This is a genomic window from Streptococcus oralis subsp. oralis (assembly GCF_002096455.1).
Lineage (GTDB): Bacteria > Bacillota > Bacilli > Lactobacillales > Streptococcaceae > Streptococcus > Streptococcus oralis_CY.
This window is the reverse complement of record NZ_NCUL01000004.1, coordinates 89954-103794: the sequence shown is the minus strand read 5'-3', so window position 1 is coordinate 103794 and position 13841 is coordinate 89954. Positions and strand designations below refer to the sequence as shown.

Below are 13841 nucleotides of genomic sequence, written 5' to 3'. Positions count from 1 at the left end.
TTTGCGTCTTAAATTCGCAACCTATTATATCATTTGTATTGCAGAAATGCACCTTGCAGATACCCTTTTTTGATTTGTTGACTTCTCTAGTATAAACTAATCGACATATTGGTCTCTTTGTCCTTTATAAACTTGCCAGAGAATCTCCATTTGGTCCTTGGTGATGCGTTTTTCAGATAAGACTGGCAATTGGTCAATGGCAAAAAATTGAAGCTCAGCAATTTCTTGATTTTCTTGAAATTGTCCATCAAGAAGCTTACATTCAAAGACAAACTTTGCATATTGTTTGCTCTGTAGTTGGAAACGATTGGTATCAAAAACGGCAAGTAACCTTTCAGTTTTTGCTGTAAAACCGGTTTCTTCTTCAATTTCTTTAAGAATATTTTCGGTTGGAGAATAGCCAACTTCACCAAAACCACCTGGCAAAGCCCAACTATCCTCCCCTTTTCCTCTAACTAAACAGACTTTTTCATCCTCAACAATCCAAGCACGGACGTCCATCAGAGGAGTTGCATAAGCGGACGTTGGTTTCAAGACTTCTGCCACTTCTTCTGCATCGAGGTCTGATACCTGACTCAACATTTCAGATAACAGACTTTGCAAGTCCTCGTAGCGCTCACGGTCGAAAGGATCTTTTGTAAAGGTTAATCCAGTATCCGTAATGGCTAGCATTCTTTGCAGATACTTGGCAAAATCACTTGCATTCATTTTCTAAACTTTCTACCAACTTGGCTAGATTCATGGAGTTCGATCCTTTGAGCAAAATTTGGTCATTGGCTCCAAGGCTTTCCTTAACCTGCTTGACTAGGTTTTCAAATTGGTCCTCGTCAGCTGTTTTCTTGAAGTAGAAAACGTGACCGATTGGGAACATTTGACTAGCAAGTTGGCTTAATTCGGCAATGTCTTCTCCATAGAAAATAACGGTATCCAGCACATCTGGCGATAGGCTTAAAATCATCTGGTTATGGAGTTGGACTGACTGGTCGCCGAGTTCCTTCATGTCTGCCAAGACTGCGATTTTCTTGCCTCCTTCGTTGGCTGGAATGGCAGAGAATGTCTCCAAAATCAACTTCATAGCAGTTGGATTGGCATTGTATACGTCAGACAGAATATCTGCTCCATTGGCTGCTTTCTTCCACTCAGTACGATTGCGGGTCAATTCTAGGTTCTGAAAGGCCTGACGAATTTGCTCTTCTGAAACTCCTTCTTGTAGAGCCACATAAGCAGCAATCATAGCATTGGTGGCATTGTACTTACCTGTCACTGGCAAATCGAGGGCTTGTCCCAAAAAATTAGCCTTAAAGGTCAGACTATCCTTGCGCTCAACCAAGTCTGTGATTTCTAACTCAGCTCCTTGCCCAAAACGGACCACTTTTTTATCTGTAGGCAAGTAGTCCTCTACAATGGAGTCGGCTGGTGCCAAAAGCAAAGAACCTGGTGCCATACCATCAGCAATTTGCATCTTCCCTTTAGCAATCTCCGAACGGTCTTTGAAAAAGGCCAAATGAGCCTCTCCAACCAAGGTCACAATGGCTGTCTTAGGATGAGCCAATTCAGACAAGAGATGGATATCTCCCAAGTGATCCTGCCCCATCTCCAAGACCAACTTTTCTGTTTCCTCAGGCATATGGAGAACCGTATAGGGAAGGCCAATCTCGTTATTGTAATTGCCTTGGGTTTTGTAGGTCTTGTAGGTTGTTGACAGTAAATGCGCCAACATATCCTTGGTCGTCGTCTTGCCATTTGAACCCGTAACCGCAAAGACATCAACAGCCGTTTTTTCAAGATAGTAAGCTGCGAGAGTTTGAAAAGCAGTCAAAACGTCATCTACTAGAATGTAGGGATGATTTGCAACCTCTTTCTCAGACAAGGTTACTGCAGCACCATTTTCAAAAGCCGTTTCGATAAAGTCATGACCATCACGCACACCTTTGAGCGGCACAAACAAATCTCCCGTCCCAATCAAACGACTGTCAAACTCAGCCTTTTCTAACTGAACGTCCGCAAAAAGACTAACATCATTTTTAGCTCCAACAGCTTGGGCAACTTCATGGATCGTTAATTTCATTTCTACTCCTTTAAAAAGGGTTGAAGTCCAAGAACTCTAGTCACCATGCAGTGATCGTTCTGGCTTCTACCCTCTCTTTCATTTTTATAGCAAATGTGCTTCGCGCTTGTCAAAACTTTGCTTAGCAAGGTCAACCAAATGCTCGATTAGTTCTGGGTAGCTGATTCCCATATTGTCCCAAAGTAGTGGATACATAGACCACTGGGTAAAACCTGGCATGGTATTAAGCTCGTTTAGGAAAATTTCGCCCCTATCTGTATAGAAGAAATCACAACGAGATAGACCAAGGCCACCGATTGCACGGAAGGCTGTTTCTGCATTATGGCGCATGACAGCTACCACATCATCACTAATTCTAGCTGGGATATCCATTGTAATCTTGTTATCGATGTATTTGGCATCGTAGTCATAAAAGGCAACATCCTTGACCACTTCTCCTGGCAAAGTGCTCTTCACATCGTAGTTGCCCAAGAGACCAACCTCGATTTCACGCGCATTTACCCCTTGCTCTACCAAGACACGGCTGTCATATTGAAAGGCAAGCTCCAAAGCTTGGCGGAGTTCCTCATGGTTTTCAGACTTAGAAATACCGACACTTGAACCCATGTTCGACGGCTTCGTGAAGACTGGATAAGTCAATTTTTCTTCAACTTCAGCGATTTTAGCAGTCACATCATCACCTTCGACGATGGCCACATAAGGTACTTGGGCAATCCCGGCAGACTCCAAGACACGCTTAGTCGTAATTTTATCCATGGCAAGGCTGGATGACAAGATGTTACAACCAACGTAAGGCATTTTCAAAACTTCCAAGAATCCTTGAACAGAGCCATCTTCTCCCATCGGACCATGAAGAACCGGAAAGACCACTGCGCCTTCTTCGTAGATGGAACTTGGCACTATTTTCTTATCCCAATCAATAGTTTCATTGGTCATGAGACGGTCTTCTTGACCTGGGGTCTGGCTAAATTCCTGTGTTTTAATAAAGTCACCTGACTGGCTGATGAAGAAAGTCTTGACTGTGAAACGGTCGTAGTTGACCGCACGCATAACACTTTCAGCTGAAAGGACAGAGACTTCACGCTCTGCACTACGCCCACCGTATAAAAGAATAATTGTTTGTTTCATATTGCTTGTCCTAATTCTAATAGAATACTCGTTCTTTAGTATATCATATTTGCTTCTTTTTTGAAACTTGAACATGGTACTAGAATTTAAGAAACATAAAAGAGACCTATAACATCAAAGTCGGTCTCCTTAATTTTCTTATGAATAAATTTAGTTCGTAAATTTGTCTACTTCTACAACTCTGTCCGATTTTCAATGGCTCGTAAGAGTGTGACTTCGTCCGCATACTCGATATCTGCTCCCACGGCTAGTCCTCGTGCTAGGCGAGTGACCTTGATGCCAGCTGGCTTGAGGAGACGAGAGAGATACATAGATGTCGCTTCTCCATCTGCCGTCGCATTGGTTGCCACAATAACCTCTGAAACTTCACTGTCCATAAGACGAGTCATGAGGCTCTTGAGATTGATATCATCTGGACTGATACCATTCATTGGAGAAATAAGACCATGTAAGACATGATAGAGTCCGTGGTATTCTTGGATATTTTCCATAGCAGCCACATCACGACTATCCTCTAGCACCAAGATCGTTGTCTGGTCTCGAGTCGGATCTGTGCAGATAGAGCAGGGATCATCATCCGTCAAGCGACCACAGATGGAACAATAGGTCAATTCCCGCTTGGCAGATAGAAGGTTTTTGGCAAATTCATTGACATCGTCATCAGACATTCCAATGGTATAGAAGGCTAGGCGGGTAGCCGTTTTGATTCCGATACCTGGTAACTTTGAATAGCTATCAATCAGCTTGGCAATAGGCGTTGGATACAGCATAAGTTCCTTTCTAATTCATTGGATGGTGTTGGTTATAAAGATTGATGATATCACGCGCAATCGAAGGTCCGACACCGTTTGTAAGGTTGGTATTATGAGGAAAGACGACTGCGACCGCGATTTGAGGATTTTCGGTCGGTGCATAGGCGACTGCGTTGGTATTATTGGCTTTTTGACCGCCATTAACGTAACTTTCGGCAGTACCCGTTTTCCCGCTGATGGAAACGGCTGCGCCATTTGAAAAGGCACGACCAGTTGTCAGAGCGCTCGTTCCATGCGAAACTTGATAGAAACCTTGCTGCAAGATAGCCATATCTGATTCTGAAATATTGACCTTGTTTAGTTCCTTAGTGGCTGTTTCTTGAACCAGACTACCTAAGCCACCTTGGTCATTGTTTCCATAAACCCCTTCAACGATGTGAGGAGCCAAACGTACGCCATTGTTGGCAATGGTTCCAACATACTGGGCCAATTGCATTGGAGTATAGTTATCAAACTGGCCAAATGCATTGGTAATGTAATTAGCAAAATTATACTCTTTTGGTATAAAACCAGTTGACTCATCTGGAAGGTCGATGCCCGTTGAAGCACCTAGACCATATTCCGCAAATGTCGCACGCAATTTCCCCATAGCTGATTCCAAATTACTAGTTCCAACAAACATATTAGGTTGATAAGTTTGACCCATGATACCCAAAGCCGTTTGAACCATGTAGGCATTAGATGAATACTCCAAAGCTTCTACAGCTGTAATCGGAAATGAACCGTAGGCCTGAGTGTACCAAGAATTAATCGGAGCTGAACCTTGGAAGACAATCGGTTGGTCTGTCAAGGTTTGATTTCCTGACAAAACTCCATTCTCCCAACCAGAGCTGATAGTTGCTGCCTTAACAACCGAACCTGGGACAAAGACATTGGTTACCGTTCCAAGCGAATCTGAACTTAATTTTCCGGATTCGACATCATGCTTGACACCTGACATGGCCAAAACTGCTCCGGTTTTAGGATTAAGAGCTACAGCGTAGACTCCTTCAGAGTATTTGGCTCCACCATTGCCCAACTCTGAGTTGAAGTAGCTCTTGAGTAGGTCGTCCACACCATTCTGGAAAGCTAGGTCAACCGTTAACTTGATATTGTTTCCTTTGCTTCCTTCTTCGACATTTTCCACACTTTCCATATTTCCGTGTTTGTCGAGGTGGATTTCTTTGACGGAGCGTTTGCCTTGAAGAACATCTTCATATTGCTTTTCAAGATAGGAAGTTCCCACTCGGTCATTGAGAGAATACCCTTTTTTGAGATAGGCATCAACTTCCTCTGCTGGAAGTCCTGACTTTTCATTTGAAACGCTACCGACGATTGTCGATAAAGATGTATCCAGTACTTTACGATCCCATGAGGTTGAAATGCTGATACCTGGTAATTCCTTGGACGCTGACGCAACGAGAGCAACTTGGGTATCATCTAAGGCATCCGTAGAAATGGTACCCGTCGCAAAATTTTCAACGGCATTGAGCTGACTAAAGAGATAGATTTCCTTTTTCTGGTCATCTGTATAATTAAGTTGACTCACGTCAATGCTTTCAACCGCATTATTGTAAAGTGTCGCTTCCGATAAGCGGTTCCCATCTGAATCCAGGCGTTTGTCGCTTGGCAAGGATTCGACTGTTTTTTTGTAAATATCCTGGTCCGCCAAGTAGTAGTCTGCAATCTGTCGATCTGTCAGATCAGGAGAGGTTACATTTACATACGTGAGGAGTTTCTTGGCTGTCTCCTTCAATTCAGTTGCTGTCATTTTATTGTTTCGTGTGAAAGAAACAACTTGCTTGACAGTATTTTCTACCAAGGGTTTCCCTGCCGCATCATAGATCTGTCCACGAGCTGAACTGGTTGTTACCCTTGTTTGGCTGGCTGAGGCCAATTTTGTTTCATAGAAATCTTTATTGAGCACCTGCATGTATAACAAACGACCAATAATGGCCATAAAGAGCAGGATGACAATCGCAAATAATAAATTAAGCCGAATCGGAATCGAATGGCTATTAAATTTTCTCATACAGCTAAGACTCTTTTCTAGAAAAATTTCTGATTTTTACCCTTATTTCCCCTAAAATAATAGAGCAAACAGGTAAAGCTCAGTACATTTCATTGTACCATATTTTACGGAGAAACTCTTGGAAAAGTCGAAGCATTTTTTGACTTTTAACTGAAAATGCCTTTTTATTTGGTTATCCTATTTTCTATGATATAATGATAGTAATAGTTAGGAAAGCGTTAACTTTTAAGACTTTGACTCATAAAAAGGAGCCTCATGAACAAGCCAGATATCGCAACCATAATCGATCTCCATTTTGAAGAATTAACCGAGCTCGAGCAAGAAATCGCTCGCTATTTTTTACAAGCTGAAACGATCCAAGATGATCTCTCTTCTCAGCAAGTTACCCAGAAATTACATATCTCCCAAGCAGCCTTGACCCGCTTTGCCAAAAAGTGTGGTTTTACAGGCTACCGAGAGTTCGTCTTTCAATACCAGCATCAGGCTAGTAAACCGGACACTCATTCGCACAAACACAGTCCTTTGACCAAACGTGTTTTGCGAAGCTACAGTATCATGCGAGAACAAACTCAGGATTTGATTGACGAAGAACAACTGGAACGCGTCGCCCAATTAATCGATGACGCTGAACGAGTTTACTTTTTTGGGACGGGAAGTTCTGGTCTGATTGCCCGTGAGATGAAACTGCGCTTTATGCGTCTAGGTGTTGTCTGTGAAGCTTTGACCGATCGGGATGGCTTTGCTTGGACGACCAGTATCATGGATGAAAACTGTCTGGTACTTGGCTTTTCCCTATCAGGAACTACCCAATCCGTCCTCGATAGTTTGTTGGATGCCAAGGAAATGGGTGCCAAGACCATTTTATTTACCAGCGCTCCAAACAAAAACAGTCATGCCTATACCGAAACGGTCCTTGTCGCAAGCCACAGTCAATCTTCTTACATCCAGCGTATTTCCGCTCAACTCCCTATGCTCATTTTAATAGATTTGATTTATGCCTACTTTTTAGAAATCAATCGCGATAGCAAAGAAAAAATCTTTAACAGCTATTGGGAAAATAAAAAACTCAATGGCTATCGTAGACAAAAACGCGTTAGAAAATCCTAGTTTGGTTGAGCCAAACTAGGATTGTTTTGTCTTGAAATGATAGTAGGCACATAGGTAGTCTTTCCAATCTTTCTCTTTGTGCTAATGCCTTTTTTATCTGGGCTTTTCAGTTCTTCCTTAAATTCTCCTTTCCATTTTTGAATGTTTGACATCAAAAAAAGAAGTAGCGACTATGTGCTGCTTTTACTTCCTCTCTTTAATTTTATTTAATCGTTTTGCTTCGACAAAGTGAGATTTAGATTTTAACCCTTCAGGAAAATAAAACGAGCTATTCTTCAGAAGTACGTTATATAAGATTATAGTTTAATGCAAAGTGTAGCGATATAATCATTTCCATAAGGTGACAATCGATGCCTTTTATCACATGATTCATAAAAATCGATCATAGCGAGACCGTTTTTTAGTTGTCCTCTAATCTGACTTTCTAAGGTATGGCTAAATTCATATCCATATTCTGGATTGATGGTGATTTTGCCTTCCTCTTCAAGCTCTCTTGAATTAAAAGGGAGTGAAAACTTTAAAAGCAATTCCTCATCGGGTTTGTCCCATACAATGTCAGCATCATACATGTAGATCCAAGGATTCATAAATCCGACCATTAAGAGTCCACCCTTTTTCAATACGCGAGAGGCTTCTTTATACATGTTTTCTAAATCTTCTATATATACATTTGAAACTGGATTAAAAATAATATCAAAAGTTTCATTTTCAAATGGAAATGGTTTTGTCATATCGCTTTGAACCGTATTGATTTTTAAGCCTTCTCTTTTAGCAACCAACTCATCTCTTTCTAATTGTGATTTAGAAAAATCCATAATGGTGACATCATAACCTTTTGCAGCAAAAACGGGACCCTGCTGTCCACCACCACAAGCTAACCCTAATATCTTTTTCCCGTTTGCTTTTTCAAACCATTCTATCGGAACTTTTTTCCCAACAGTTAAGGCAACAGAAATTGGATGCTTTCTAACTTCTTCTAATTCTTCCTGTGTCAATGGCTCAGTATAGTCATTTTTTACATTATTCCATCTATCTTCATTTAATTTTATATAATTGTTCATCTTACAATCTCCTCGTAATTTTATATGATTTCGATTTCAGGTGAATCAGTTGCCATTACATTTTCTCACCTCTAGAAATTCTAATTTGTCAATTTTTCATCCATCTCATTATATCATTTTTCCACATTTTCCCATTTACTCAAGCTAAATATCAATTCAATGGATGATAGAATTGCTCTCGCCTTGTAGTTCTTTATCTCGGCCTAACCTTTCATTCAAGGTGGTTATTTTCTCCTAGTTTCTCACGATTACCTCCTTTGGCTTAAATTTTTCAATAAAAAAAGAATTAAGCAAAACAGTTTTCACTCGAGTAGTGATTCAGTGTTTTTCTTAATTCTATAGCTCCAAACTAGGATTGTTTTGTTTTGAAATGATAATAGGCTCCCAACATCCCTGCTGTGTTTTGGTGATGGGCAAATTCTAATCGTGTTTTTTCAGCTAGGCTTGGCACCAAGGCCGCCTTCAAGGCTGTGCGGATCTTCGGTTTGAGGATAGCCTCTTGCCCCATGATCCCGCCACCGAGAATGACCACTTCTGGATTGGCAACGTAGCAAATATTTGCCAGACCTTTTCCTAAATAGTCTACCATGCGGTCAATACCAGCCATACAGATCTTGTTTCCTTCAGTAGCTTCCTTGAAAATGCGTCGGCCATTCCACTGATCAACTGAGTCACCATGAGCTGCTGCTACATATTCTACCAGGGCTGTCGTAGAAGCAAGATCCTGAAAAGCTCCATCCTGCATGTGCATATAACCAACTTCGCAGGCTGAATTACTAAATCCATGGAAGACCTTCCCACCCATAATCAAGCAACCACCGATACCGGTTCCAATGGTCAAGCAAAGAGTGACACTCGCTCCCGTGCCTGAACCAGATACTGCCTCAGCCAGACCTGCACAATTGACGTCATTCTCAATCTCGCAAGGAATATTAAAACTCGTCTCGATTTCCTTCTTGAACTGGGTTCCTGCATAGTTGGGAATCTGAGGACCAGCGTAGAAAATTTCCCCCTTATCAGGATCCACCATTCCTGCAGAAGAAATGGCAACACCTGCTACTGGGCCTTTTTCTAAATAGCTGGCTACGATATCTTTTGTCTTTTGTAAGATATGAGGTCCACCCTTATGCGCCTCGGTTGGCATTTCATGCGATTCAACAAGTTGGCCTTCTTGGTCAATCAAGCCATATTTGATATTGGTTCCACCGATATCAATTGCAACGTAGTGTGTCATAAATACCTCCTTATGGATTAGAGGAAGCGCTCCTTGGTTTCACGAATCAATTGTGCTGCTGCTTCTACAACTGGGCGATCTTCTTCGGTTACTGGCGTCAATGGCGAACGAACTGAACCAATGTTCAAGCCTTCATTGATCTTCAAGACTTCCTTAATCACACCGTACATATTTCCATGTGCAGAAGTGAGTTTGCCAATGATTGCATTGATAGCGTATTGCAATTCACGCGCTGTTTCCAAGTCTTTCTCAGCAATCAACTCATTGAGTTTCAAGAAGAGTTCTGGCATAGCACCATAAGTACCACCGATACCAGCTTTGGCACCCATGAGTCGTCCACCTAGGAACTGTTCATCTGGACCATTAAAGACGATGTGGTCTTCTCCACCAAGGCTGACAAAGGTTTGGATATCTTGAACTGGCATAGAAGAGTTCTTAACACCGATAACACGTGGATTCTTCAACATTTCAGTGTAAAGACTTGGAGTCAAAGCAACACCTGCTAATTGAGGAATGTTGTAGATAACGTAGTCTGTGTTTGGTGCTGCGGCACTAATGTCGTTCCAGTATTTGGCAACTGAGTACTCAGGCAAGCGGAAGTAAATCGGTGGGATTGTTGCGATAGCATCTACTCCCAAGCTTTCCGCATGGCGAGCAAGTTCCATACTGTCTTTAGTATTGTTGCAAGCTACGTGAGCAATGATTGTCAATTTGTCCTTAGCAACTGCCATGACTTCTTCCAAAATCAACTTGCGGTCTTCTACACTTTGGTAGATACATTCACCAGAAGAACCATTGACATAGAGACCTTGAACACCTTTATCAATGAAGTATTGAACCAAGGCACGCGTACGCTCTGGACTTACTTCTCCTTGATCATCATAACATGCGTAGAAGGCTGGAATGACACCTTCGTATTTTTTCAAATCTGACATAGATTTTCTCCTAAGATTTCTTTTTTCTGCTGAGAGCAGTTCTATTTTTTACAAGTTTAGTATACACCTTGTGAAAATCGCTTTCAATATCTTGTATACACTTAGATTTTAGTTTCTACTTGTATTTTAGAAACTTTAACGATTGAAAGTAGTTTCAGAAACAAGCCATCCTACTGGTATTTGGTGAAAATTCTCTCCATCAATCCTGCTTGGAGAAAGACCAGCAAACCAAAACCAAAGAGGATAAAAGCTGCCCCACCCAAAAGGAGAGTGAAGGCGGATAGATAAAGAATCATCACAATAAGAAAGAGAATGGCTAACATGAGGAAGAACCATGGAAAGTTAAAACTTGCCAAGATAAGCCCTTTTTGCAGCACTTCTTTCCAAGATAAATCATAGCGCGCAGCGATGGGATAACTAGCCAACATCACCAGAGTGAGGAAGATGAGAATCCCCAAACAAATGGCTTTCACAATCTGGAAAGGCAAAGCAGTCTGTCCCCAGAAGAGATAGAGGTCTAGAAGGCTTAATGACACAATGCCCAACTCTAACAGACCCAACTGAAGCCCCAGTTTCAGATTTTGCTTGAAAGCTCTCAGATAGGTTCTGAAAACAGGCACTCGCCTGCTTCTCTTAATCTCAAACATAGTTTGGTAGAGGCTGATTTTTGCCACTCCAATCGTCACGATAGGCAAACAAGAGACAACAAAAAGAAGATTGACTGTGACGATATCCAAGACCTTCTCACTAAAACGCATGAGAAAATTATCTGTATCAAATGCTGCCTTGATAAGGCTTACTCCTTTTTGTGCCATGTTTGCTCCTCCTGATTCTTTTAATCAATCAAAATTTTAAAGAGATATTTACGAACTTTTTCTTCCATACCTGCATAGCCATTTGGCTGGTGCGGTTCTCCAGGAAAGAAAATCGCAAAATTGTGATAGCCCAACAATAGTGGGTAGCGTTCATGACAATGGACAAAACCAATGTCACTCGCTTCATCAAATGCTACCGCCTCGTCTTTGATACGTGAACCGTAGCTCGAATATTCATGCCCTTCTACCAGTAAATGCAAATCTGCATAGTGTTTATGGTGCTCAAACTGATCATTTTCAGCTTGATTGAGGACATTTTCCTGCACAACTAGAAAGACCTTGTCCCCGTCAATCTCATACTTACCGAGTTCGAAAGAATCCTTACGGTGCTGATAGAGATAGTCGATAGCCTTGTCTAGATTGGGATGGATTCCCTTGTAAAAGGCGATGTTTTTCAAATCGTCAAAAATCATACTGTTTCCTTCGTTTCTGATAGTTAACTAAAATCGTAAATTAAGTTTATAAGTGTCTGACAAAACTTCACGAAGTAACTGTGTACTTTCCATTTTGTAGACACTTATAAAACTATATTTCTCTTAGTCTATAACATATTCTTCTGAATTTTGATAGACAGTTTTTCCTATACTCAATGAAAATCGAAGAACAAACTAGGAAGCTAACCGCAGGCAATACTTAAGTATGGCAAGGTGATGCTGACATTGTCTGAATTCGATTTTCGCAGAGTATTATCCTTTAACAGCTCCCATAGTGATACCCTGAGTGAAGGATTTTTGGAAGACAAGGAAGACGGTTACGATTGGCACGGCTGCAAGAGCTGCACCAGCCATGATCAAACCATAGTTGGTTGCCATTTCGGCCTGCATGGTCGCAACCCCGAGTGAGATGGTCAAGTTTTGACGTGAAGTCAACATAACCAACTGCATAAAGTAGTCGTTCCAAGTATTGATGAAGGTAAAGATTGCAAGGGCTGCAAATCCTGGCTTCACAATAGGGAAGGCTACGCTCCAGAAAGTACGAATTTCACCACAACCGTCGATTTTAGCTGATTCAAGCAATTCTGTTGGAATATTTTCACTGAACTGTTTCATGAGGAAGACCCCGAATGGCCATCCGATCAAAGGCAAGATAACTGCCCAAAGAGTATCGTGAATTCCCATGAAGTTGACGATACGCACCAATGGTACAAGGACAACTTGTTTTGGAAGAGCCATGGCAGCGATAAAGACTGCAAAGAGAATGCGCTGACCATAGAAACGTTTTTTAGCCAAGACATAACCTGCTAGAGAAGAGGTTGCACACACTAGGAACATGGTTACCAGTGAGATAAATACAGAGTTCCACATCCACTGCATAGCAGGATTTTGCACCATGAGTTGTTGGAAGTTCTCCATGGTTGGCATTTTAGGGAACCACTGTGGCGGAATCATAATGGTATCAGGCTGTGATTTGAAGGCCCCTGTCAAGATCCAGTAGAATGGAAAGATGAACAGCACGGTCAACAAGAGCAAGATAATCGTTGAAATAACAGTGAAAGCTGTTAAGGGTTTCTTTTGTGTAGATTGCATAGCTGTCTCCTTTCTTTAGTATTCTACGTCGTTTCCAAGTACTTTAAATTGAACAAAACTTACGATCGCAATCATAATTGCCAAGAAGACACCGATAGTGTTTGCATAGCCGTATTCTGTCAATTGGAAGGCTTTTTCGTAAAGGTAGTACATCAAGGTACTTGTTGAGTAGTTTGGACCACCAGATGTCAAGAGCTGAATCAAGGCGAAACATTGGAATGAGTTGATAGTCGTAATAATTGCGATGTAAAGAGTTGTTGGAAGAAGGCTAGGCCATTTGATTTTCCAGAACACTTGGAACTCAGTCGCACCATCAACACGCGCTGCTTCAACTAGTGAGTTATCAATATTTCCCATAGCAGCGATATAAAGGATAATCGGTTGACCAACAGATGTTGTCAAAAGGATGATCATAATCGCTAGCAAAGCCCAGTTTTTATCACCCAACCAAGAAATGTTTTGGCTGATGATATGACTTGACTTAAGGACAAAGTTTAGAATCCCTGATAGGGGGTCATAGATCCATTTCCATACAACCGTAACGGCAACACTACCTGTTACAACTGGTAGGAAGAAGACGAAACGATAGAAAGAACGGGCAATGGCATTTTGATGATAGGTTTGAGATGCTACAAAGAGCGAGAAGAGAACTACAATCGGAACAGATCCGATAACCAAGATAACGGTATTGATCAAAGACTTGGTAAAGACAGGATCTTTAAACATACGAATGTAGTTGTCCAAGCCTACAAACTCAAATTTCGTCATGGAGTAGTTAAAGAAACTTGTAATGAATCCCATAATCATAGGAGCCAAGACAAAGATCACAAAGAAGAATAATACTGGTGCTAGGAAAGCATAGGAAATCACTGTTTCCCGCATGCGAATTTTATTGACTTTCACAGTCGGCACCTCTCTTTCAAATAGAATATTTTTTGATTTTCTTAAACTGTTTTAAAATCAAAATGAAATTTTTTAAGATTCGCTTATGTAAGAACTTCATTTTAATTTCGTGACAGTTCCTACCATTTCAAACAAAAGTCCCCCTTTTCTTACACTTTAGTGCACAGGGAAAAGGGGGAAT

13 protein-coding genes are annotated in these 13841 nt (G+C 41.3%); 1 reads left to right on the top strand and 12 read right to left on the bottom strand.

Annotated features, from left to right (window positions below):
- Nucleotides 1-96: 96 nt before the first annotated feature.
- The 5 genes from B7720_RS01400 to pbp2b all read right to left on the bottom strand — a co-directional run bounded on the left by B7720_RS01400 (nt 97) and on the right by pbp2b (nt 6019).
- Nucleotides 97-708 carry an NUDIX hydrolase N-terminal domain-containing protein gene (locus B7720_RS01400; RefSeq protein ID WP_084856169.1) on the bottom strand — a complete coding sequence of 204 codons (612 nt, stop codon included), beginning with the start codon at nt 706-708 and terminating at the stop codon, nt 97-99.
- On the bottom strand, nt 695-2068 hold the full coding sequence (locus tag B7720_RS01395) for a UDP-N-acetylmuramoyl-tripeptide--D-alanyl-D-alanine ligase (protein ID WP_084856166.1): 1374 nt from the start codon (nt 2066-2068) through the stop codon (nt 695-697). Before B7720_RS01395 ends, B7720_RS01400 begins: the two co-directional genes overlap by 14 nt.
- 84 nt (nt 2069-2152) lie before the next feature.
- Nucleotides 2153-3196 carry a D-alanine--D-alanine ligase gene (locus B7720_RS01390; RefSeq protein WP_084856164.1) on the bottom strand — a complete coding sequence of 348 codons (1044 nt, stop codon included), beginning with the start codon at nt 3194-3196 and terminating at the stop codon, nt 2153-2155.
- Nucleotides 3197-3369: 173 nt separating this feature from the next.
- Nucleotides 3370-3966, bottom strand: coding sequence for a recombination mediator RecR (recR, locus tag B7720_RS01385; RefSeq protein ID WP_000966754.1), 597 nt, complete (start codon nt 3964-3966; stop codon nt 3370-3372).
- A gap of 10 nt (nt 3967-3976) precedes the next feature.
- A complete protein-coding gene (gene pbp2b, locus B7720_RS01380; RefSeq protein WP_084856162.1) occupies nt 3977-6019 on the bottom strand; it encodes a penicillin-binding protein PBP2B in 2043 nt (680 codons plus the stop codon).
- A gap of 255 nt (nt 6020-6274) precedes the next feature.
- On the opposite strand from pbp2b, the gene B7720_RS01375 reads away from it, so the two are divergent.
- Entirely contained in the window at nt 6275-7126 is an 852-nt protein-coding gene (locus tag B7720_RS01375; RefSeq protein ID WP_001039478.1) for a MurR/RpiR family transcriptional regulator, read from the top strand.
- 296 nt (nt 7127-7422) lie between these two features.
- On the opposite strand, the gene B7720_RS01370 is transcribed toward B7720_RS01375, so the two are convergent.
- The 7 genes from B7720_RS01370 to B7720_RS01340 all read right to left on the bottom strand — a co-directional run bounded on the left by B7720_RS01370 (nt 7423) and on the right by B7720_RS01340 (nt 13639).
- Nucleotides 7423-8187, bottom strand: coding sequence for a class I SAM-dependent methyltransferase (locus B7720_RS01370; protein WP_070568366.1), 765 nt, complete (start codon nt 8185-8187; stop codon nt 7423-7425).
- Nucleotides 8188-8536: 349 nt separating this feature from the next.
- Nucleotides 8537-9421: an ROK family protein gene (locus B7720_RS01365; RefSeq protein WP_070568363.1), complete on the bottom strand. Its 885-nt coding sequence runs from the start codon at nt 9419-9421 to the stop codon at nt 8537-8539.
- 17 nt (nt 9422-9438) lie between these two features.
- Nucleotides 9439-10356, bottom strand: coding sequence for a dihydrodipicolinate synthase family protein (locus B7720_RS01360; RefSeq protein ID WP_084856159.1), 918 nt, complete (start codon nt 10354-10356; stop codon nt 9439-9441).
- A gap of 170 nt (nt 10357-10526) precedes the next feature.
- Nucleotides 10527-11171: a YesL family protein gene (locus B7720_RS01355; protein WP_084856157.1), complete on the bottom strand. Its 645-nt coding sequence runs from the start codon at nt 11169-11171 to the stop codon at nt 10527-10529.
- A gap of 20 nt (nt 11172-11191) precedes the next feature.
- Nucleotides 11192-11644, bottom strand: a complete 453-nt coding sequence (locus B7720_RS01350; protein ID WP_000575428.1) for a NanQ anomerase/TabA/YiaL family protein — start codon at nt 11642-11644, stop codon at nt 11192-11194.
- 273 nt (nt 11645-11917) lie between these two features.
- Nucleotides 11918-12757, bottom strand: coding sequence for a carbohydrate ABC transporter permease (locus B7720_RS01345; protein ID WP_070696207.1), 840 nt, complete (start codon nt 12755-12757; stop codon nt 11918-11920).
- Between the two features lie 15 nt (nt 12758-12772).
- Nucleotides 12773-13639 (bottom strand): carbohydrate ABC transporter permease, encoded by an 867-nt coding sequence (locus tag B7720_RS01340; RefSeq protein ID WP_001209416.1) that lies wholly within the window; start codon nt 13637-13639, stop codon nt 12773-12775.
- Nucleotides 13640-13841 lie beyond the last annotated feature (202 nt).